Origin of the sequence: Dethiosulfovibrio peptidovorans (assembly GCA_002748665.1) — a bacterium.
Lineage (GTDB): Bacteria > Synergistota > Synergistia > Synergistales > Dethiosulfovibrionaceae > Dethiosulfovibrio > Dethiosulfovibrio peptidovorans_A.
This window is the reverse complement of the sequence record PDTB01000020.1, coordinates 1-21,184: the sequence shown is the minus strand read 5'-3', so window position 1 is coordinate 21,184 and position 21,184 is coordinate 1. Positions and strand designations below refer to the sequence as shown.

Sequence of the window (21,184 nt, the reverse complement as noted above, 5' to 3'; positions counted from 1 at the left end):
TATCTGTACAAAAAGGAGAGAGTTTTTTGCGTTTTCTCCGAACACTATGGCTTGTGGTACTTCTCCTCTCCGTCTTCAATGCGGGGCAGGCTGTGGCTGTCAGTTCATTGCGTGCCTCCAATGTGGACATCTCCAGGGATGATCTGATCTACATCCTCTCCAAAAGGATGGGCAGTGATCGTACCATCGCTGCCTTGGCTCTTGATGATCTCTCTCCGTCTCAGCGGCGGTCATTTTTAACCTACGTAGGGGATGTCGTTATTCTTTCTGAGGCAGCTCGTCTTAAGGGACTAGCCTTCAACGAAGATGTCCTTCGTCAGACCAGATGGGACACGGTCAACACCCTGGCCAAAGCCTACGTAGACCGCCTGGCCTTAGGGTGGGATACCCATACCCCAGCTCTATTGCGGTTTTACGAATCCAATACCCAGAAATACCTAGCTCCCAAACGGGTTCGTGCGCTCGTTCGACTTTGTGCCGATCGGGATGAAGCGATCCTCTACCGGGGAAGAGAAAAGGGGCTTAAGCCTCGTTGGTACTCCTTTGAGGATACCCCAGTACCCCTTCAAAAAGCGTTCTTCCAGGAACTCCGTATGGGGGACATCCCACCGGTGATTCTTCCTGATGGCTCGGTCTTAGTTGTTCGTGTTCTGGAATATCAAGGCCAGCAAGTCCTCCCGTTCGAGTTCGTGCAAGACAGGGTCAGGGATGCCCTTCAGGCGTCGTATCTTGCTCACGAGCTTTCTCGTCTTCGAGAGAAAATTACGGTCAAGTTCAAGTAAAACTCAGGATAAGCCTTGACAAAACGATTGAAACTTCGTATCGTACCCTGAGATACACAGGCTGCTGGACTGCCGTCACCCAGTCCACAAATGAGGAGAGCTCGGTATGTCGAAGAATACGAACAGAAAAAACCTCCCTAAGGGGAAGATGGTACGTCGTTTTGGTGTGAACGTCTTTGGAAACAGTAAATACGACAAGCTTCTAGCCAAGAAAAGCGCAGCTTCTGGGAACAGCAAGCGTCGCCCCGCCAAGTTATCCATCTATGGGCAGCAGCTTCTCGAAAAACAGAAGATCCGATTTGCTTACGGGGTCAGCGAGAAACAGCTTCGGGCGGTCTATGCCAAGGCCAAGAAACAGGGCGGTGTTACCGGTCATAATATGTTAGTTCTTCTGGAGTCTCGGCTGGATAATGTGGTCTATCGTCTTGGTCTGTGCTCCACCAGACCTCAGGCCAGACAGCTCGTCCGCCATGGTCATTTTACGGTTAATGGCAGGAAGCTTGATATTCCCAGTGCTATGGTATACCCAGGAGATGAGATAGCTGTCGTGGAGAAAAGCCGTGAGATGAAGGTCCTGCGTGAGAACGCGGAAGTTGCTGCTGCGGTCTCCAAGCCTGCGTGGCTTACTCTTAACGGCATGGCAGGAAAGATCGAACGACTTCCTGAACGCCAGGAAATTCCTACCATCGCTGACGAGCAGATCGTCGTCGAGTACTACGCTAAGTAACATAAGAGCAACGTGCCCGTCCCTCAGGACGGGCTTTTTGTTTGTATCAGGATTTAAACGATAAAGGGATGACGTTCATGGATGCAAAAGAACTCTTACGACTTGCCCAATCCCTCAAGACAGGGGAGCTTTCTCCGAAGGATTTTGTGGATAAGATCAAGATCGAACCATTTCAGGATCTGGGTGATGTGAAATTCGATCACCATCGCCTCCTCCGTCGGGGCATAGCCGAAATTGTCTACTGTCCTGGCAAGAGCGATGCTCAGCTTGAATCCATTGCTGAAGCCTTGACTGAACGTCAGGGGACCTTCCTTTTTTCCCGGATTCGGGAGGAACAAGTCGAGCTTCTCGCCAAGTTGCTGCCCGATATCCGGTATCATCCCAGGGGATCCTTGGCCGCCCTTGTTCGGGAAGAAGAGGATGACGCCTCCTCAGTTGGCGTAACCGTCGTCGCTGCCGGAAGCAGCGATATTCCCGTTGCGGAGGAAGCCGCCTTGACCGCCGAATACCTCAATTGTACGGTCACTCGGTTATACGACATAGGTGTTGCTGGGGTTCACCGATTGCTGGCTCATGTGGAGACTCTGATGGCCTCTCGGGTTATCATTGCTGTGGCAGGAATGGAGGGAGCTCTTCCCAGCGTTGTCGCAGGTCTCGTGTCCTGTCCTGTTATCGCTGTCCCCACGAGCGTTGGTTATGGAGCCAATTTCGGGGGACTCTCGGCCCTGTTGACCATGATCAACTCCTGCGCTACCGGCGTGGTGGTCGTCAATATAGACAATGGCCTCGGAGCCGGATGTACCGCCGCGATGATTGCCCGTCAGAGCCAATGAAACCCGGAAACAAAACGATCCTTCGCCAATTTTTTCCCGAATCGATAGCGTCTCAAATCTTGGAACTATCGTCGGCAACCGTCTCCCTTTCTGGAGGGGTAGACAGCTCGGCGGTTTTGGCTCTTTTGGCTGGGGTCATGCCTCAGGGCTCCCTGCGGGCTGTTATCTTCGATTCTTTTCTTCATCCTCAGGAAGAACGAGAGCGGGCCGAGATTCTAAGCCGAGCCTTAGACGTTCCCTACATTCTGATTACCGGCCCTGAGATGAGCGCCCCTCTGGTGGTCTCCAACCATGAAGATCGGTGTGCCATCTGTAAGGAGCTTCGGATACAGGCCCTGATTCACTTCTGCGAGACAGAGGGCATCGCCACCCTGGTGGACGGTACTAATGCAGACGACCTTCGGGATCCAACCAGAGCTGGAAACCGCGTTCTTGCCCGGTATCCTGTATTCAGTCCTCTGGCTCTGGCAGGACTGTCCAAGGCAGGTGTTCGGGCTCTGGCCAGAGAGCTTGAAATTCCATGGTGGAACAGTTCGGCTACGGCCTGCCTGGCGACTCGTTTTCCCGTGGGGAGCGAGCTCGATCCTCAGGAAGCTCAAAAGGTCGGCAACGCCGAGCGGGATCTGCAAAACGCCGGATTTGACGTTCGATTGCGGGCATGGGCCGGAGCTGTCTGTCTTGAATTTCCCCCGGAAATAGGGGAGACTCAGATCGTCCCACGGGGTCGAATTCTGGAGATATTATCCCCTTATGATTTTCATCGGATCATGGTGGACCTGGAGGGATATCGAACTGGCCGTGTCTGGCCATAACACATCTCGGTAGTGGTGTATAATTATGGGAACCTCTAAAATCTCAGAAACTCGTTTTTCGAGAGTCGTATTTCTGACCCGCCATCGTGAAGTATCGACTGGGGCGAGACAGAGCTCTGGCGGAACGACCTGAGGTTGGGAGACTCAGAGGCAGGTTTTGAGAGGTGCCTCTATGGAAAATGACAAGAAAGGGGGAGATATACCGTGCATACGTTGGTTTTGCTCCGACATGGGGAGAGCGTCTGGAACAAGGAAAACCGATTCACAGGTTGGACCGACGTTCCCCTATCCGAGAACGGTATGGCCGAAGCTCACAGAGCCGGCCAGCTTCTGGCAGAGAAGGGCTATGTCTTTGATTTAGCCTGTACATCAACTCTCAAGAGAGCCATAAAAACCCTGTGGATCGTGTTGGAAGAGATGGATTTGATGTGGATTCCCGTCAAACGTTCTTGGCGACTTAACGAGCGGCATTACGGTGCGTTGCAGGGATACAACAAGTCTGAAATGGCCCAGGAACGAGGCGAGGAGCAGGTGAAACTATGGAGAAGAAGCTACGATGTCCCCCCGCCCTCCCTGGAGCTGAACGATCCTCGATATCCCGGAAACGATCCTCGATATGCGGATATGACCGAGGAAGATATCCCTCGAGCTGAGTGTCTAAAGGACACGGTGGAGCGTTTTCTTCCGTATTGGTTCGAGGATGTGGCTCCGGCCATCCTCTCTGGGAAAAAAGTCATCATCGCCGCTCATGGGAACAGTCTGAGGGCCCTTGTCAAATATCTCGATGACGTCGACAGCAAGGACATCCCCAGCCTCAACATACCAACGGGAGTTCCTCTGATTTACATACTGGACGACAAACTCAAACCCATTACCCATTACTATCTGGGAGATGCCGAGGAAATCCGTCGGGCTCAGGAAGCCGTCGCTAACCAAGGCAAAGCCGGACGATGATTTCCTCTCGCTTTCTCCGCATCTTTCTGGTCTCTGTGACGTTTTTTTTTGTCCTCTCCACAGTTACAACAGCAACCCCACAGTATCCGTCGGACATGAAGCAGTATGGGCGCTTTGTCCAGATGCGATGCTTCAACCAAGAGTGGAGATCCTCAATCCAGAACGTGATCGCGAGATATTTCGATGTGGTCAACGATGGCATCAGCCATCGACGGGGGCGCACCTACGGGATCTACGTCTCCCGATCCTCCCTTCGATACAGGGTGGATCCATTTCTCATCGCAGCGGTTATGATTCAGCGTTCTCGCTTGGTTTGGACCTCCAGCAAGGGCGATCAGTACGGTCTTATGGGCCTGGACTGGGGAGACAACAAACGATGGATTATGGAAGACCATCCACGGATCACATCCCGTCGAATCCTTTGCAAACCTGTACTTAACATTCGGGTCGGCACGGACCTCATGTCGAGAAACTTGGAAAAAAGCGGCCAAGACTATGGGGCCATGGTGAACCGATGGTACGATGATGCTCCGGGATCAGCCGAGGTCATATGGGAACACTACGGCAACATGGTCCATTCCTTTCAGGAGACCGTTGAGAACGAGAAAACACCGTGAGTGTTTGTGTACTCTAATCGGTGGGGACAATGAGGATAGGGCACTTAGTCCGTTCCACGAGGGCCTCTGCGGTATTACTCAGAAGAAGTTGCCAGACGTCTCCTCGGGAGGGGAGCCCCAGAACCAGCAGGGACGTGTTGAGCTCGACAATGGCTTGGGGAAGTTCTTCCTCTGTCTGTCCGCCGACCAGTTGGCTTTCGGCCTGCCCGTTCCAGCTCTCGACGTCGATTCGTAGAAGCTCCAGCGCTTTACTCGCTTGGTTGAACACCTGATGAGCTGTTTGAGTTTCCGTCATTGGGACACCGTGGAGAACGGTGATTCTGGGATGGTGGTCGCTTTTATCCAGGACAGCCAGGACAGACCGAAGCCCTTGTAAGACCGAGGTGGTGCGTTCTTCCTCAAGATCGGTGGCGACGACGACGCTTTTCAGAAGCTCTCCTGGTACGGTTGGCAGGTTCTCCCACCGGAGGATAAGCTGCGGAATAGCCAGAGACTGTATGATGGGAACCACTGGTGCCGTTGGAGATGACGTCACGATAACCATGGAGCAGTTCTCTTCTTTGGCTATAGCGGGGACAGCCTCATCCCTGCCGCCTGCTCTGATTCGGCATTGAAAGGCCACCGACGGGGGAATGGCCCTCTCGCAGAGCTCCTGGAGAAGCATACCGGCTTGAGAGACCACCGAAGGAGTCTCCATACCTACTGCGACATCGACACCGTGGGCCACGATAAATTCTTCACCGGGTTCATAGAGATGGGAAGAAACCCATCGAAGGTCCCTTTCTGACCGTTCTGAGAGATCCGTTGGGTATAATATCTTCTTGAACATGAAAAAGGCCCCTTTCTCTCGTAATATGGGAGGCAGCAGTCACATCCTCTATCTGTATCATATCGGAAAAAAATCGCTTGTCCATCAGGGGCATTGGAAACTGAAGACAGTCAGAAAACGTGAAAGGGCAGATTTCATGCATAAAGACAGACAATGGCGCTTGCTTGAGGGACTGTGCGCCTTTTTTCGTCGCTTGCCTCACAGGATAGCGGTTGGATTTGGTGCGTGGCTTGGGCGTCTCGTTTGGTTTCTGAGCAAAGCAAGGGTGGACCGGGCGGAAGCTCGATGTGTTCGCATCCTCGGAGTGGGGCCGACTCTTGCTCGGGTGATCGTTCGAAAATCCTACGAAAACCATGGACGGTCTGTGGCCGAATTCGTCCGGCTCCCCCAAACAGTTGGGGCTCTTGATGATCTCGTCACGGTCGAGGGGGAGAAGCATCTTCGTCGGGCTCTTGAGCGGGGAAGGGGCGTTATCCTTCTCTCCGCCCACTTGGGCAACTGGGAGATGGCTGCTGCCTGGCTTGGCTTTCGTGGATACCCTATGAATGCGGTCGGTGCCGAGCAACGAGACCCTCGAATCACCGATTTCATAGTACACATCAGGGAGCGATGTGGTATTCGGGGCATAGGCAAGGGTTTTGACCTTAAAATGGCCCTCTCGTGTCTCAGACGGGGAGAGATCCTCTGTATTCTTCTCGACCAGGACGCTAAGAGTAGGGGAATGATCGTCCCTTTTTTAGGGGCACCAGCAAGCACCCCATACGGCCCGGTCAAACTGGCCTCCAAGCTGGGAGCTCAGATCGTCCCGATATTCTCCATTCGTCAGAGGGAGGGGACACACTTTCACATTCGTATCTGTCCTCCGTTGCCTATTCCCCAGTCACCGTTGAGCGAGCACGGCATAAAAGAGGCTTTAGTACGATGTAACCGGTGCCTGGGAGCGGAGATTCGTCGCCATCCAGAACAATGGATGTGGCTCTATCCCCGGTGGGCTAGTACCCTGGGAGATCGGTAAAACCGTGTATTTGGCTGTGGATCCTGGGCGGTTCAAATTTGGCTGGGCTGTCGTGGATACTGCTGGCTCACTCCGATGCTCTGGTATCATGGAAAAAGATAGATACGATGTTTTTTTTTCGATCTTTTCGGGAACCTCGACTCCAGCACTTGACGAGCCGCCATTAGAGGGTACACTTAACGAAGTGATTGAGCAAGATATACGGATCTTGTTCGTCGGAAACGGCACGGGCTATCGAGATTTTGTAGAACCTGGGTGGTCTGTGCCTTTTAAGGTCGTCCTTGTCGACGAGGTCGGCTCGACACTCGAAGCTCGGAAACTCTATTGGCATTTTCATCCCCCGAAGGGGTGGTGGCGCTTGCTCCCTCTCTCTGTGCAAGTCCCGCCTCGTCCCATAGACGATCTTGCTGCGTACTGCATTGCCTTAAGAGGAATGCGAAAGTTAGCTGTTTTAGATTATGATAAGGAGAACGAAGAATGTCCAACCAGAAACTGACAACCCTGGTTAATACCTTTGGAACGTCATTGATCTCTGTAGCCGGGGAGGTCGGCGTAGAGGTTGAGCTTATTAAAACTCAGATCACAAAGGGGGTCAACGTCGAAAACGTCTGTTGTGCGTCGTTGATTGGTATCGTGGGCGAAGGCGTTCAAGGTACGGTAGTCATCATGCTGGACAACGGTGGTTTTGCGTGTACTGTTACGTCGATGTCCGGGGGGATGATTCAGCCGAACATGGATGACCCCATCGCCATGAGCGTGGTGGGGGAGCTCTCCAATATGATAAGTGGGCGAGCCCTTACACAAGCCTCTTTGCCCGGTATCGATGTGACCCCGCCTCAGCTTATATCGGGAGCCAGCATCAAAACGGTCCCTTCACAGTCGTCGGATATCATCAACTTCACTTTGCCTTTTCAGGTTACCCCGAGAGGGCGAGTCTATCTTGTTCTTTCATTTAACACTATATAGCACCAGTACCGTGGGTACGTTCTGATAAGGATGGGGGGCTTCTTAAACCAAAGGGGCCCCCCATCCTTTCGGTGTATAATAAAGTGCCTTATTGACAAATACACAAGGAGGTCCCATATGAAAAACACAGCCCGCATGCTTTTCGCCCTTGCTCTGTGCCTTGTCATCTCCACAGCCTCATGTGCTGGACAGGGTGCGGTTGTTCTGGCACTGTCGGGGGGGGGATCAAAGGGCTTGGCCCATGTGGGAGTTCTCAAGGTCCTTTCTGAAAACCACATACCGATCGCAGGGATCGTGGGCACCAGCATGGGGGCTATCATCGGAGGACTTGCTGCAACAGGCTATACCCCTCAGGAACTGGAGGATCTTCTGGGAAAAACCGACCTGGCATCGGTTGCTTTGGGAACCGATAACGATGCAGACACCCTGTTCAAGGAAGAGCCTCTCTCCCCCCTCATGCCAAAACTTGACTTGAATATTCATCGCAAGGTTATCGGCCCGAAGGGGCCCTTGACCGGTGCTGGTGCGTTAAATCTTTTCCTTCGCCTCACATCGCGAGTCTCAGTTGTCCAGTTTGACGAACTTCCCATTCCCTTTGCTGCTGTGGCCACCGACTTGGTCACAGGAGAAAAGGTCGTCCTTCGCCACGGCTCTTTGGCATCGGCTATGAGGGCCTCCATGTCCATCCCCGGTCTCTTCGAACCGTGGCCCGTTGAGGGGCGACTTCTCGTGGACGGAGGCCTCGTCTCCAACCTTCCGGTGACCACTGCCAAGGAGATATTCCCTGGTTATCCCATAATCGCAGTGGACGTGAGCAGTATGCTTCGAACTTCCGACGAGATGAGGACCATGATAGACGTCATAGACCAGACCATCACCATTCTGACGAGACAGAACGTCGATCGGGAAGCCGCTCTGGCCGACCTGACCATCCGTCCCGATGTGGGGATGGCCCCTCTTCTTGGCGATGTCGACGTTCAGGACATCTTCAGGATAGGCGAGATTGCCACCAGGGATAATATCGCTATGATTCAAAACTTGGCTGCCTCGGCACCTCCAGCACCGCAGCGCTCCACGACAGCCCTTCGGGTGGTCTCCCGTGTCCAAGTGGAGGGAATTCCCTCAAGATTGGCTCGAAGGATCAAGAACCGCTTTAAAGAGTGGGTGGGACGTCCCGTCGATCCTGAGGCCATCGTTCGCGGAGCCGAGTGGATTCGAACCCGAGAGGATGTCCGAACGGTGGATTACTGTCTTGTGAAGAACGATGACGGCGTAGACGTGGTTCTCAAGATCAATCGAGAGCCTGCCTATCGTCTGGCCCTTGACGGCTACGCCACAAATTTATCAAATCAGAGCTGGCTTGGCATCAGGGGAACGTTCATGGATCTCGCCTCCGACGGAGACTACCTGAATCTGGACGCCATCATCGGAGAAGATTGGGCCGTTCGAGCTGCCTATCATTTTGCGGCGGAGCAGGGCTTTTACGAGGTGGGGCTTCAGTCTGGACGGTTCTCCATATCCCCCCTCAACGGTCGTTTTTCTAAATGGGAATTCCAGAACATATCCCTCTCCCGGAGTTTTACTATGAAACGAGCTCAAGTGAGCCTGGGTATAATGGGCAGTCGAACCGATGGTGGCGGTACCGTCGAGACTTGGGGCCCCACGGTGCGCCTTGCCTGGGAGGGCCCAAAACCGCATAACGATCCGTCAGGATGTTCGTCCCTTTATCTAGGAGCCTGGTTCCCCGACGACGGAGAGGAGCTTCTCTATCGCTTGGATGGTAAATTAAACGTCACCATATCTCCGGCATGGCGTGTGTTCCTCAAAGGCGGGTTTATGGAGGGCAACGAGGATCCTCGTTTCGCCATGCAGGCAGCCTACCTGGGCGGGCGAGGCGAACTCTACAGTTTGATGGATCACCCCTTGAGGGGCGAGCGGTTTGCCTGGTGGCGTGTGGGGATGAAATACCGCTTGGGATCGGGGAACTCTCCGTGGAGTACCGAGCTTTTCGGAGGTCAGGGATACGTTTGGAATGACGCATCGACCCTGACTGACGACCCATGGGAAGTAGGCCTCGCTTTTACCATCCCGTCTCGTTTGATCAAGGCCCGACTTTTGGCCGTCTACAGCGAATACAATGACTGGACTTTTGGATTCACCGTAGGTGAGCCTCGGTGGTCAATTCATCATCCTTTCCCATGATCGAATCTGCTACAATGAATACACTCCTCGCATCAGTGGCGAGAAAACCTTTACCGTATCTGGAGGCATACATATGGCAAGGAACGTAACACCAAGACAAAAGGATTATTCTCAGTGGTATCTGGACATCATCAAGGTCGGTGAACTGGCGGATTACGCTCCGGTTCGAGGGTGCATGGTCATTCGACCTACTGGCTACGCTATCTGGGAAGAGATTCAGTCGGTGTTTGACAGGGCTTTTAAGGAGACCGGTCACGTCAATGCGTATTTCCCGGTCCTCATCCCCAGTTCGTTCCTTGACAAAGAAGCCCAACATGTCGAGGGCTTTTCTCCTGAGTGCGCTGTGGTCACCCACGCTGGTGGAGATGAGCTGGAGGAACCCTTGGTCGTCCGTCCGACGTCAGAAACCGTCATCGGACATATGTACAGTAAGTGGATCCAGTCCTGGCGTGATCTGCCTATCCTGATCAACCAGTGGTGCAGCGTTATGCGTTGGGAGAAAAGACCCCGGCTTTTCCTTCGAACCTCCGAATTTCTCTGGCAGGAGGGGCATACGGCCCATGCGACAAGACAGGAAGCCGAGGAAGAGACCGTCAGAATGTTGGAGATTTACCGAAAAATAATGGTTGAGGACCTTGCTCTGCCGGTCATCACCGGGGTCAAATCCGAACGGGAACGTTTTCCTGGAGCTGAGGAGACCTACACTACCGAGAGCATGATGAGCGACACCAAAGCCCTTCAGGCTGGCACCAGTCATTTCCTGGGGCAGAACTTCTCCAAAGCCTTCGATATTCAGTTTCAGGATCAGAACTCCAGGATGGAGTACGCCTGGACCACCAGCTGGGGCATCTCCACCCGGCTCATCGGAGCCATCATAATGACTCACTCGGACGACGACGGTCTCATCCTGCCGCCTCGGATCGCTCCGATCAAGGTGGTACTTCTTCCCATAAGCAAGGACGAGCCCCTGCTCCAGGAGAGTTTGCTGCCCAAGGCTCTGGAACTGGCCGAGTCCCTGAACGCTTCATTGGGACCCAACCGAGTTTCCGTTGATCGTCAGTTTCACATCCGTCCAAGTGATCGATTTTTTCACCACCTTCAAAAAGGGGTCCCGCTCCGTCTCGAACTCGGCGAAGCTGAGCTGAAAAACGGCACGGTTCGAGCTGTTCGTCGGGACACTGGCGAGAAAATCGATATCCCCTGGGACAACGTCGTCGAGATCGTCCAGAAACTCCTGGGTGAGATTCAGGACACTCTCTACGACAGAGCACTGAATTTCCGTCTGGACAACACCCACGAGGTCACTTCCATGGGCGAGTTCAAAAAAATCCTGGAGACCAAGGGCGGTTTCATTCGGGCGTATTTTGCCGGGGACGACGGGGACGAACAGGCCATCAAGGACATGACCGGTGCTACTGTTCGCTGTTACCCTCAGGTCGATCGAGAACTTCGTGGTCGGTGTTTCTACACCGGCCGTGACGACGCCCGACTGGCCGTCTTTGCCAAGGCGTATTGACGCAGGATAAAAGAGAAAAAAGAGACCTTGCTCGATGCAGGTCTCTTTTTTAACTTGAGGACAATTTTAAAAACAGAAAAACCACGGTAAAAACAGACATCTTGCCTCTATTTCACGACCTCTTTTGCCGATAGAAGGGCTGCTCTGTATTTAAAAGCTTGATTTTTAGAGACGTCCTTTAGTCCTTGTCGAACACGTACACCTTCGGTGGATTGAAACCGTTGAAACACTCGAGCGAACACGAATGCACGTAGGCCCCTGCTGATAGAAAATACAGCCGATCCCCCTCAACGAGGTTCTGCGGTAAGAGGACCTTCTCCCGTTCATACAACACGTCCATACTGTCGCAGGTGGGCCCTGCCAGGATGTACTCTCCCGCTGGTCCATCCTTCTCCGAGTAGATGGGGTATTTGATTGATTCGTCGATGGTCTCGTACAACCCTCCGAACTTCCCGACATCCATGTAGAGCCAGCTATAGGGGTTGTAATTGTCCTTTTTGGACTTGAGAATCACCTGACTTACAAGAACTCCCCCGTTCCCCACAAGAGATCGGCCAGGTTCTGCGATAATTTCGGGCATGCCCGATGGAAAATCCTCCGTGAGGAATCGTGTGATCTCCTTGGTATAGACCTCAAGGGGAACCGTGGGTTGCACATACCTGGCGGGGAAACCGCCGCCGAGGTTGATCATCTTGAGCTGTACACCGACCTCCTGAGCTGCGTCAAAGAGATATCGACAGCTTGCAATGGCGCTTCCCCACTGACCGATATCTCTCTGCTGAGACCCAACGTGAAACGACAGCCCCCAGGGGTCAACATCCAACTCCTTAGCCAACTGTATCAGCTGATAGATCGTATCGGGATGGGCACCGAATTTTCTGGAGAGTGCCCAATCGGCTCCACTGCACTCCATGAACAGCCGAAAAAACACTCGAGATCCCGGAGCCTTGCGAGCGATGCGACGAAGATCGTCCTCCGAGTCCGTGGCGAACATCCGAACGCCCTGAGCGTAGGCGCAGGCCACGTGTTCCGATTTTTTAATCGTGTTGCCGTAACTCAGCCGATCCGGTCTCGCTCCCAGCCTCAGAATAGTCTCCATCTCAGCTATGGAGGCGAAATCAAAACAACATTCCCTGTCGATGAGCATACGCAGAACAGCTTCGTGAGGATTGGCCTTGATAGCGTAATAAATAGTGGCATAGGGCATAGCTGTTTGCAACGTATCAAACTGTCTCTCTATGTTCTTCATATCCAGCACGAGACAGGGCATCTCCTTGTCCCGAACAAACTCCTTGATCCTCTCAAAACGCTCCCTCGGCATAAATCGCTCCAGGTCAAACGTATACGTAGCAGGAACCCCCAACACCGCTTTCACCCCTTCACATACTGACGTTCTCGCTTCGTAGATTACTATATAATATTGTATCGTATGTATCCCTGTGTGGAACACGTTTTTTGAACCAAACCGCTATAATGGATGACAATAGGATGGAAGAGGAGGAGGCATCTGTGACGTTGGAGGTACAGCAGACAGTTCAGGAAATCTCCGGGAGGACGCTTTATTCGTGGCAGGAACGCGCGATTCGGGAAACGGCGGGACGCAACGCCGTCCTCTCCGCCCCGACAGGCTCGGGAAAAACCTGGGTGGCCTATATCTGGTCGGGTCTGTTCTATCCCGACGGAGCTCGGCATCAGCCATCCGCTGGAGAAAAAGTTATCTTCACCGCTCCCATCAAAGCCCTGAGTAACGAGCGGTACATGGATCTTATCGGAATGGGATTTGACGTGGGTATCGAGACTGGAGATTTTAAAAAAAACACGGGAGCCTCCATTATCTGCTGTACCCAGGAAATCTACGCCCTGAAATACGCTGGAACATCGGGACTCCGGCTCGTTATAGACGAGTTTCACTACATCTTCGGGGATAATGACCGGAGCCGTGCCTACATCGATGGCATCAGAAAAACGGCTCCCGACGTTCCCATTCTGGTCATGTCAGCCACCTTCGGTGGAGCCGAAAGGGTTCAGTCCTACCTCGAGCGGGTCACGAACAGGGCCTTCGCCCTGTTTCAGTCATCCTACCGTGTAACCGAATTGAAATTCTGTGATGAGCCCGTTACCCCCCGGGACATTCGAGATGCCCTGGTCTTTGTCTTTTCCCAGAAAGGCACACAACAGGTGGCCGATCTCATCGCCAACCATCGCCTGCGATTCGACGATAGCCGAAAACATCGTCTTGAGGATCTGGCCTGGATACTGGAGGTCTCCAGTATTCGACGGTGTATGTTCAAAGGAGTTGGTCTCTACCACGGAAGCCTGCTTCCCAAGGAAAAGCTTTTGGTCGAACGAGCCTACAGAGAAAGAATCATCGACGTCGTCGTTGGTACTGATGCTCTGGCGTTGGGTGTCAACCTTCCGGCGGAAAAAGTCGTATTCGGACAGTTGGTCTCGTTTCATGACCGCCGTCCCATTTCGAAAAACGCCTTCCTTCAAATGGCTGGCCGGGCTGGACGAAAAGGGCTCTTCGAAAAAGGTTATGTAACCTGGCTGGAGGGCTCTCCCGCCGAGTCCTTTGGGGTCTCCACGGGAGAGATGTTCCAGACTCTGAGCGATGCTGCGATGGAGGAAGCGGCCGTCACCCTTAAACCGGACGTGGGGGCCATTCTGAAGAGACGGCGAACAGTCGAGACCGAGGCGGAGATCGTGGCCTTTGGCTCATTGCCGGAACAAAACTATCGACAGGTCCTTGGAGATATCCGCCTGGCAATGGACGTTATCGATCAAAGCATACATCGGGTGCCTTCTTCCGAGAGAGACCGATTTCGGTCGATCCTGGCGGATCTGTGGTACGGTGAGATGGAGACCGAACAAAACCTTGAGATGGCGGAGCTTTTCCTCTGGGGAACGGGAAAGCAAGGCGAATACACACATCCTGACGGCCTTACTGCGGCTGATCGCCTGGGTCCCAGGGAAAGAAACCGTCTCCAGGCTCTGCTCAAGGTCAAGCGATTCAACAATTCACTACCCGACGAATATAAATTCACCGGTATGGACGCTGTGGAAGACGCCATCATGGACATCGACCCCACGGTCTTTGGCTTTGAGGAAAAATATCGGGAAATGGAGACCACAAAAGTTGATCTTCCAGAACTCAACCTCAAAATGGCTCAGAACGTAGTGGAGCGACGAAAAAAACGGCTTTCGAAACAGACCGTACAAAAAAACAGACATGCTGAAAAGAGCGGCACGGGGAAAATTAAAGACTCATCTTGGCACCACAGCCGAAAAAAACGTCCTCGAAGGAGACGATCCTCGTGAGCCAAAAAGAGAGAAAAGCCCTGGTGGAAATAGGCTCTAACTCGGTCAAATACCTGGTTGCTGAAAAAGACGAAAGCGGTTCCGTAACCTGCCTTGTCGATCGAAACCAAATAACCCGAATCGCCCAGGGTCTGACCGAAACAGGAGGGCTCCAGGAGAAGGCTATGGCCCGAACCCTGTCCTCCATATCCGAGTTTATGAAGGAGCTCTCTTCATGGGGAGTGGATCGTCCGACGGTAGTTGGGACCATGGCTATCAGGGCTGCTACTAACTCTCAGGAGTTTGCTGAACTGGTCGAGACCTGTACGGGAAGTCCCCTTCATATCCTCTCTGGTGATGAGGAGGGGTTCTACTCCTTCCTGGGAGCTCAGGCTATCATTCCCGAAAACGCCCAGGGCTGGCTCTTTGACACTGGCGGAGGAAGCACCGAGTTCATCTTATTTCGGGGTCAGGAACGACTGAGAACCCTGAGTCTGAACGTAGGAGCCGTTATCTTGACTGAAAAAAGACTCTCAGGAGATCTCGTCTCTCAGGAGCAGGTCGATCAGGCCGTTGGGTGGATTCGAACCATCCTGATCGGGAACGACATATGCACACCAGTTACATCGTCCCTCGTCATAGGCGTCGGCGGCAACGTCACGACGGTAGCCTCGGTGGCTGGCGTTGAGGGAGATCTCCCCCTGGCAGCCGTTGAGGAACAGATTCAGCTCTACCGAAAAACTCCTCTGGAGGCACGTCGCGATATTCCCGGCATCGTCCCGGGCAGAGCTGAGATTATCCTGGCCGGAGCGTGTATCCTCCGGGCTATTTGCGAAACCCTTGAGGTTGACCTCATCAAGGTCTCCCCATCAGGTCTTCGTCACGGTGTCATGGGGGTCCTTCTCAACGAGGAGATTTTCAGGTAGGATATGATAACGTACAGCACGTGCGCAGACGTAAAGAGTCTTGTTGTTAAGAAAAATCACAGGAGGGGGAAATTATGAGAAAACGTTCGATTGTTTTGGCTCTGTGTATGACAGTAGTGTTAGGGACCGGTGCGTGGGCGGCATATCCAGAGAAACCGGTTACCATTATCGTGCCGTCTAAAGCGGGCGGTGGTACCGACACCATGGCCCGTCTGGTGGCTCAGTTTATAGAGCCGTATCTGGGACAGTCCATGGTTATCGTCAACAAGCCTGGGGCGGGCGGCCAGATAGGATTCGAGGCCATTGCCAGGGTGAAAAAGGACGGGTACACCATCGGTTGCCTCTACACCCCTCATGTGGTGGCCCATATTTCGTCGGGGCGGGCCAAATATACTCTGGATAGCTTTGCCCCCCTGGCTAACGTCGTCACCGATCCGGGAGTCCTTGTGGTCAAGGCTGACAGTCCCTTCGCCACCTTAAAGGATGTTGTGGATCACGCCAAGGCTAACCCGGGGGCCCTCACAAGCTCCACGTCAGGCCCCGGCGGCGACGACGACTTCGCCCGTCGGCAGTTTGAAGAAGCTGCTGCTATAAAGCTCAACGCGGTGCCATCCAAGGGATCCTCTGGACAGAAGGCGGCTCTCATGGGGGGCCACGTTGATATGGCCTTCATGAACGCCTCCCAGGTGGACGCTCAGGTCCGCTCGGGAGAGCTTCGAATTCTGGGCATCATGACCCGAAAAAGACGCTCGTATCTGGCGGAGATTCCTACCTTTCTGGAACTGGGATACAACGTCCTCTCCGACTCATCTCGGGGTTTTGCTGCACCCGCTGGAATTCCTCAGGCAGCCATGGAGAAACTCCTTCATGCCTTTAACGAGGTGCTCAAAGACCCAAAATTTATCAAAGCCGCTCAGGGCCAATTGCTCCTGGATGTTCTGGATGACAAGCTCTACGGTCAGTATCTGAATGAACTCAAGCAAAAAACCGACGCTGCTTTCAAGACAGCCCCGTGGTGATCACCGTTCTTCGTCATGACCCGAAAACGACTGAATGCGTTATGTGGTGCCGCCGGGCTTGTCCTGGCGGCTGCCATGTTTCTCCAAACCCGAACAATCCCTGATCGAGCCCCTTCTGCGAGAGGATACGTTCTCTTCCTCGTCGCTGTGTTGGGCTGCCTTTGTCTGCTCTTGCTCATCCAGTCGGGGCGATCTGGAGATAATCGAACCGTCTCGTGGTTTCTTCGTCCCTGGTTCTTCTGGAGCACCGTCGGTGCGGTGGCCCTGTATGTTTTCGTTTTGTCCTGGCTCGGATTCTTTCTCGCCAGTGCCCTCTTCATGGCTGTTCTTGGATGGACTTTGGGGTTCCGAAAACCTCTGTGGCTTCTCGCCTGCATAGGGGGGCTATTGGGTTTCGTCTACCTGGTGTTTGTCCGTTTTCTCTCGGTTCCGGTCCCCCCGGGATCATGGGGGGCCTGAACCATGTCGGCTATGCTTCTGAACGCCCTGGGATCTCTTGCGCATCCTGAAGTGCTCCTGGCGATCCTCTCAGGGACCCTGGGAGGAATCGTCATCGGTGCCATTCCAGGGCTTACCGCCACCATGGCTGTGGCGCTGCTCATCCCGGTTACCTTCGGTATGGATCCGGTGGTTGGCCTGGCCATGATGGGAGGGGTCTACAGTGGCGGCATGTACGGTGGGGCTATTTCGTCTATATTGCTCTCGACGCCGGGGACCCCGGCTGCTGCGGCCACTGCATTTGACGGCTATCCAATGACCCGGCAGGGAAGAGGAGGCACCGCCATAGCGGTTGCCACCGTGGCCAGCTTCTGGGGCGGTATCATATCCACGGCTGCGCTGCTGCTCCTCGCTCCAATCCTCGCTCATTTCGCCCTGCGATTCGGCCCTCCTGAGTATTTCCTTCTGGCTGTCATGGGCTTGGCCAGCATCGTCACCCTCACCTCGGGTAACCTCCTGAAAGGTCTCATCTCCGGAGTGCTGGGATTGGTCATCGCTACGGTGGGTATGGATCCCATCGACGGGTACATTCGGTTCACCGGTGGGATCGTCGATCTTTTTGAGGGAGTCTCCTTCATGCCGGCTCTCATCGGCCTCTTTTCCGTAAGCCAGATCCTGGAGCTCACTGCCGACAGCCATATCGTACAGGAACTGGCGGATCCGGTGGGGCTCAGTACAAGTCGTCTGCCCAAAGGGCTTGGCGGTACCATCGTCCGGGGCGGATTCATCGGTACCGTGGTGGGAATTCTCCCAGGTGCCGGAGCCACCATCGCCTCATTCATCTCGTACAACTTCGCCAAGCAGATCTCACGGGAACCCCAAACCTTTGGCACCGGGAATCCTCAGGGGGTGGCAGCAGCGGAGAGCGCCAACAACGGGTGTGTCGGAGGGTCTCTGGTTCCTCTCCTCACCCTGGGTATACCGGGGAACTCCGTAGCAGCCGCTCTTATGGGGGGACTGATGATTCAGGGACTGATCCCTGGTCCCGAGCTCTTCACCCGATTCGGAACTGTCACCTACGGTTTCATCCTGTCGCTTTTTCTGGCCAACGTCTGTTTCCTGATTTTAGGTCTCTCTTTTGCTCGGTTCTTTGCCAAAGTCGCTACCGTGCCCAATTCCGTGCTGATACCATCCATAGCGGTTCTTTCGGTAGTTGGAAGTTATGCTATCAGCAACAGCATGTTCGATGTGTGGCTCATGATAGCTTTTGGCCTCGGGGGGTACTTTCTCCACAGGGCAGGGTTCTCCTTAGGGGCAGTGGTTCTGGGGCTCATTCTGGGTCCTGTCGCTGAACTGGGATTTGGCCAATCCCTGATCATCTCCCATGGCTCGCCAGCGATCTTCTTTACCCGTCCTATATGCCTGGTTCTGTGGGGATTGATCATCCTCCTTCTTGTTCCGGCACTGAGACGAAAGGGGCTTTCGCCAGAGACGTCGTAGGGATTCTTTTTATTTTGAGTTATATCGACCAAAGGAGGTAGTGAGCCATGACATCCCTCTTTTCTTGGGCACAGATCGCAGGAGGGTTGGCCCTGTTCCTCATGGGTGTTTCTGCCACCTCCAACGGATTTAGAAAGTGTATAGGACTGTCGACCAAAAAGAAAATAGTTCGGATCACCGACCACAAACCAATGGCCTTTGCCTTTGGACTTGGGCTCTCAATGATCACCCAGAGCAGCTCGGTGGCTACCTCCTTCGCCGTTGGGCTTGTCGATGTCGGTATGCTCTCGCTGGCGGGCTCTTTGGTTGTCATGATGGGGGCCAGCGTCGGGGGAACCTTCGTCACCATACTCCTGGGGCTGCCTATCGTCTCACTGGCCCCTGGGCTTCTAGCGCTCACCCATCTCGCGGTGGGACTCTCCCAAGGACGCTCTCGGGACATCACTTTAGCTCTTCGGGGTATCGCTACCGTGCTTACCGGCATGTTTCTCATTAAAAATGGGGTGGACCCACTTGTCAGCGATCCCCGATTCGTAGAAATCTTAGCCTATGGGGGGTCACGGCCCTGGATCATGGGCATCGTCTCCCTCCTTGCCGCATCCGTTCTCCAAAGCAGCTCGGCCGTCATGGCTCTGGCTATCGCCCTGGCTGGTTCGGGGTCTCTTCCTGTTCAGGCTGTATACCCTGTCGTCCTGGGATCTCACCTTGGCTCAGCTGTCATCGTCGTTCTCGCTGGTATATCGGGCAAGCAAAACGCTGCTCTTCTGGGAATAGGCTCCGCTCTCTACAAAGCCATTGGCGTAATCATCGCTATCCCTTTGGCTGCGGCCGTTCCCTCGTTGTTGTCGATACTTTCCTTTCTGTCCACAGAGCTTCAATGTGTGGGACTTCAATTTGCCGTTGTCTGGCTCAACGCACTCATCCTCCTGCCGTGTGTTGGTTTGTTGGAAGGCATCCTGCGACGGGGTTTTCAACGAAAAGAACAGGCCGTGGGGGAGCCTGCCTATCTCGATACGCAGCTTGTAGACTTCCCAGGGCTTGCTCTCTCTCTCTTAAATCGTGAACTCACCCGTCTGGCAGGATACCTTGAAACCGAAACCCGGCTTCTTCTCAGTGCAGGAGGGGGGGGCCACGAACTGGAACGTCTAAAACAGGGAACGGACGAACTCTGGTTCGCTGCGTCAGAGTACTTCGACTCCATCGGTATCTCGGGCAAAGACCATGCAGCGCGGACCTACTCCAGAATAGCCTATGACCTTGGGGCTCTCCACAGTATCAAAGAAGCCCTCAACAACGGACTTTATCCCCTGCTCCTGCGACAACGTCAAGGGAAGTGCCCGGGGAAGGAAAAAACACCCCTTCAGAAAAAATACGACAATGTTCTCTTCGAACTCGTCCGATCATCCATGGGTGCTCTTGCCCTGGGAGACCTTAGTATGGCCGATGATGGAGCTCTCTGGTATCAAAAACTCAAAGACCTGGACGACCTTATTCGACGAGATATCTTTAGAAGCGGAGGGTACGGAGAACATTGCGGTCTGGCCTATCTGGCCAGAGGAACCCAACTGGCGAAAGCCTGTATGGAAATCAACCGGGGGGAGCGAATGGCTTTCGAACTTCTCTCTCGGGATGACAGGAATGATACAGATGCTGAAATGGCTGAGCAGTAAAACACGACAGAGTACCACCGACGAAAAATCGTCCCTCGACCGGGTTGTTGGAAGCGACGACAGAAAACGGATATCTTCCCTCGTCTCCTTCATGGGGGATCATGTGTGCAACGCCTTGATCGATGCCATTCGCTCCATGCAGGATCGGGATGTGCATTTGGCCCAGAGGGTCATCGATGGAGACGACGTCATCGACATCACTGAGATCGACATCAATAAAGAATGCCTGGCCTCCATCGCTATGCGAAACCCCGTCCGGTCCGAACTTCGATTTATTTTTGCTGTCCTCAAAATCACCACCGACCTCGAACGTATCGGAGATCAGGCGGTCAACGTCGCGCAACGAGCCCTGGTTCTGGCCTTCCATCCGCTTTTAAAACCCCTGATCGACATCCCTAAGATGTCCGATATGGCAGTCAGTATGGTCTCTCGATCCCTTCAGGCATTCTTCGAAGAAGATACCGACCTTGCTGTGCATGTCTTCCGGGATGACAAAAAACTGGACCAACTTGCCGAAGCCGTGTCAGAGGAACTTACGGACATTATAAAAACAGGCTTGGATACCAGAGAGGACCTCGTCACTGTCGCTATGGAACTCCTCTTGACCGTTCGTCATCTCGAACGTATTGGCGACCACGCCAGTAACATCTCCGAACGAGTCTTCTTCATGGTTCGGGGAGAGCGCTTAAAGGACGTCGTCTTGGGGAAAAAACGACATTCCCTGAGAGAGTGACAAAAGGGGACCTCTAAAAACGCAGAAACTCGCTTCAGATCGTTTCGACGGAGCCCATTCATCGACTGGGGCGAGGCGGACATCGTCCCAAGCCAAGAGGGCACAGGAGGTACCCTGTGAGACGATGGTAGGGAGCAGGCAAGTTAAAAATACGCTTGGGCGAGACAGAGATCTGGTGGAACGCCCTGAGGTTGAGAAACTCGGTTGTAGGTTTTTAGAGGTACCCTCAAAAAAAGATCGTATAAAGGTCTTGACGTTTTTATCTATTTTGTAGTATTATAACTTTTGCGTCCTTGGAGGGTAGGTATTAAGAGTCCGACCCTTTATATTTTTGTGCTTCTCTTTGGG

The 21,184-nt window shown here is 53.7% G+C and carries 20 protein-coding genes; 18 read left to right on the top strand and 2 right to left on the bottom strand.

What is annotated here, in order from left to right:
• The first annotated feature begins 26 nt into the window (after window positions 1–26).
• The 6 genes from CSA35_05125 (at window position 27) to CSA35_05100 (ending at window position 4,725) form a co-directional block, all read left to right on the top strand.
• Window positions 27–782, top strand: coding sequence for a hypothetical protein (locus tag CSA35_05125; protein ID PIE54557.1), 756 nt, complete (start codon window positions 27–29; stop codon window positions 780–782).
• Window positions 783–888: 106 nt separating this feature from the next.
• Window positions 889–1,509: a 30S ribosomal protein S4 gene (locus CSA35_05120; protein ID PIE54556.1), complete on the top strand. Its 621-nt coding sequence runs from the start codon at window positions 889–891 to the stop codon at window positions 1,507–1,509.
• Between the two features lie 77 nt (window positions 1,510–1,586).
• Complete coding sequence (locus tag CSA35_05115) at window positions 1,587–2,342, top strand: 1-(5-phosphoribosyl)-5-amino-4-imidazole-carboxylate carboxylase (GenBank protein ID PIE54624.1); 756 nt, start codon at window positions 1,587–1,589, stop codon at window positions 2,340–2,342.
• Complete coding sequence (locus tag CSA35_05110) at window positions 2,339–3,154, top strand: potassium ABC transporter ATPase (GenBank protein ID PIE54555.1); 816 nt, start codon at window positions 2,339–2,341, stop codon at window positions 3,152–3,154. Before CSA35_05115 ends, CSA35_05110 begins: the two co-directional genes overlap by 4 nt.
• Window positions 3,155–3,358: 204 nt before the next feature.
• Window positions 3,359–4,108 (top strand): 2,3-diphosphoglycerate-dependent phosphoglycerate mutase, encoded by a 750-nt coding sequence (locus CSA35_05105; protein ID PIE54554.1) that lies wholly within the window; start codon window positions 3,359–3,361, stop codon window positions 4,106–4,108.
• Complete coding sequence (locus CSA35_05100; GenBank protein PIE54553.1) at window positions 4,105–4,725, top strand: hypothetical protein; 621 nt, start codon at window positions 4,105–4,107, stop codon at window positions 4,723–4,725. Before CSA35_05105 ends, CSA35_05100 begins: the two co-directional genes overlap by 4 nt.
• A gap of 13 nt (window positions 4,726–4,738) precedes the next feature.
• Here the strand turns inward: CSA35_05100 and CSA35_05095 are convergent, their stop codons facing one another.
• Window positions 4,739–5,554, bottom strand: a complete 816-nt coding sequence (locus CSA35_05095) for a hypothetical protein (protein PIE54552.1) — start codon at window positions 5,552–5,554, stop codon at window positions 4,739–4,741.
• 136 nt (window positions 5,555–5,690) lie between these two features.
• Here CSA35_05095 and CSA35_05090 point away from each other — a divergent pair, with 136 nt between their 5' ends.
• The 5 genes from CSA35_05090 (at window position 5,691) to CSA35_05070 (ending at window position 11,253) form a co-directional block, all read left to right on the top strand.
• Window positions 5,691–6,569 carry a lipid A biosynthesis acyltransferase gene (locus CSA35_05090; protein PIE54623.1) on the top strand — a complete coding sequence of 293 codons (879 nt, stop codon included), beginning with the start codon at window positions 5,691–5,693 and terminating at the stop codon, window positions 6,567–6,569.
• Between the two features lie 4 nt (window positions 6,570–6,573).
• Window positions 6,574–7,065: an endonuclease gene (locus tag CSA35_05085; GenBank protein PIE54551.1), complete on the top strand. Its 492-nt coding sequence runs from the start codon at window positions 6,574–6,576 to the stop codon at window positions 7,063–7,065.
• The gene (locus tag CSA35_05080; protein PIE54550.1) at window positions 7,047–7,535 is read left to right on the top strand and encodes a chemotaxis protein CheX; all 489 of its coding nucleotides are present in this window, start codon (window positions 7,047–7,049) and stop codon (window positions 7,533–7,535) included. Before CSA35_05085 ends, CSA35_05080 begins: the two co-directional genes overlap by 19 nt.
• 30 nt (window positions 7,536–7,565) lie before the next feature.
• Window positions 7,566–9,737 (top strand): hypothetical protein, encoded by a 2,172-nt coding sequence (locus CSA35_05075; GenBank protein ID PIE54549.1) that lies wholly within the window; start codon window positions 7,566–7,568, stop codon window positions 9,735–9,737.
• A 73-nt stretch (window positions 9,738–9,810) separates the two neighbouring features.
• Window positions 9,811–11,253 (top strand): proline--tRNA ligase, encoded by a 1,443-nt coding sequence (locus tag CSA35_05070; protein ID PIE54548.1) that lies wholly within the window; start codon window positions 9,811–9,813, stop codon window positions 11,251–11,253.
• Window positions 11,254–11,431: 178 nt separating this feature from the next.
• Here the strand turns inward: CSA35_05070 and CSA35_05065 are convergent, their stop codons facing one another.
• Window positions 11,432–12,574 carry an ornithine decarboxylase gene (locus tag CSA35_05065; GenBank protein ID PIE54622.1) on the bottom strand — a complete coding sequence of 381 codons (1,143 nt, stop codon included), beginning with the start codon at window positions 12,572–12,574 and terminating at the stop codon, window positions 11,432–11,434.
• A gap of 167 nt (window positions 12,575–12,741) precedes the next feature.
• Between CSA35_05065 and CSA35_05060 the strand changes: the two genes are divergently transcribed.
• The 7 genes from CSA35_05060 to phoU all read left to right on the top strand — a co-directional run bounded on the left by CSA35_05060 (window position 12,742) and on the right by phoU (window position 20,836).
• Window positions 12,742–14,571: a DEAD/DEAH box helicase gene (locus CSA35_05060; protein ID PIE54547.1), complete on the top strand. Its 1,830-nt coding sequence runs from the start codon at window positions 12,742–12,744 to the stop codon at window positions 14,569–14,571.
• Window positions 14,520–15,476 (top strand): hypothetical protein, encoded by a 957-nt coding sequence (locus CSA35_05055; protein PIE54546.1) that lies wholly within the window; start codon window positions 14,520–14,522, stop codon window positions 15,474–15,476. The genes CSA35_05060 and CSA35_05055 overlap by 52 nt, the downstream gene beginning before the upstream one ends.
• A gap of 74 nt (window positions 15,477–15,550) precedes the next feature.
• Window positions 15,551–16,495, top strand: a complete 945-nt coding sequence (locus tag CSA35_05050; protein ID PIE54545.1) for a recombinase RecA — start codon at window positions 15,551–15,553, stop codon at window positions 16,493–16,495.
• Window positions 16,496–16,510: 15 nt separating this feature from the next.
• On the top strand, window positions 16,511–16,954 hold the full coding sequence (locus CSA35_05045) for a hypothetical protein (GenBank protein ID PIE54544.1): 444 nt from the start codon (window positions 16,511–16,513) through the stop codon (window positions 16,952–16,954).
• A gap of 3 nt (window positions 16,955–16,957) precedes the next feature.
• Window positions 16,958–18,433, top strand: a complete 1,476-nt coding sequence (locus tag CSA35_05040) for a C4-dicarboxylate ABC transporter permease (GenBank protein ID PIE54543.1) — start codon at window positions 16,958–16,960, stop codon at window positions 18,431–18,433.
• Window positions 18,434–18,480: 47 nt separating this feature from the next.
• Entirely contained in the window at window positions 18,481–20,103 is a 1,623-nt protein-coding gene (locus tag CSA35_05035) for a hypothetical protein (protein PIE54542.1), read from the top strand.
• Window positions 20,081–20,836 carry a phosphate transport system regulatory protein PhoU gene (gene phoU / locus CSA35_05030; GenBank protein ID PIE54621.1) on the top strand — a complete coding sequence of 252 codons (756 nt, stop codon included), beginning with the start codon at window positions 20,081–20,083 and terminating at the stop codon, window positions 20,834–20,836. Before CSA35_05035 ends, phoU begins: the two co-directional genes overlap by 23 nt.
• Window positions 20,837–21,184 lie beyond the last annotated feature (348 nt).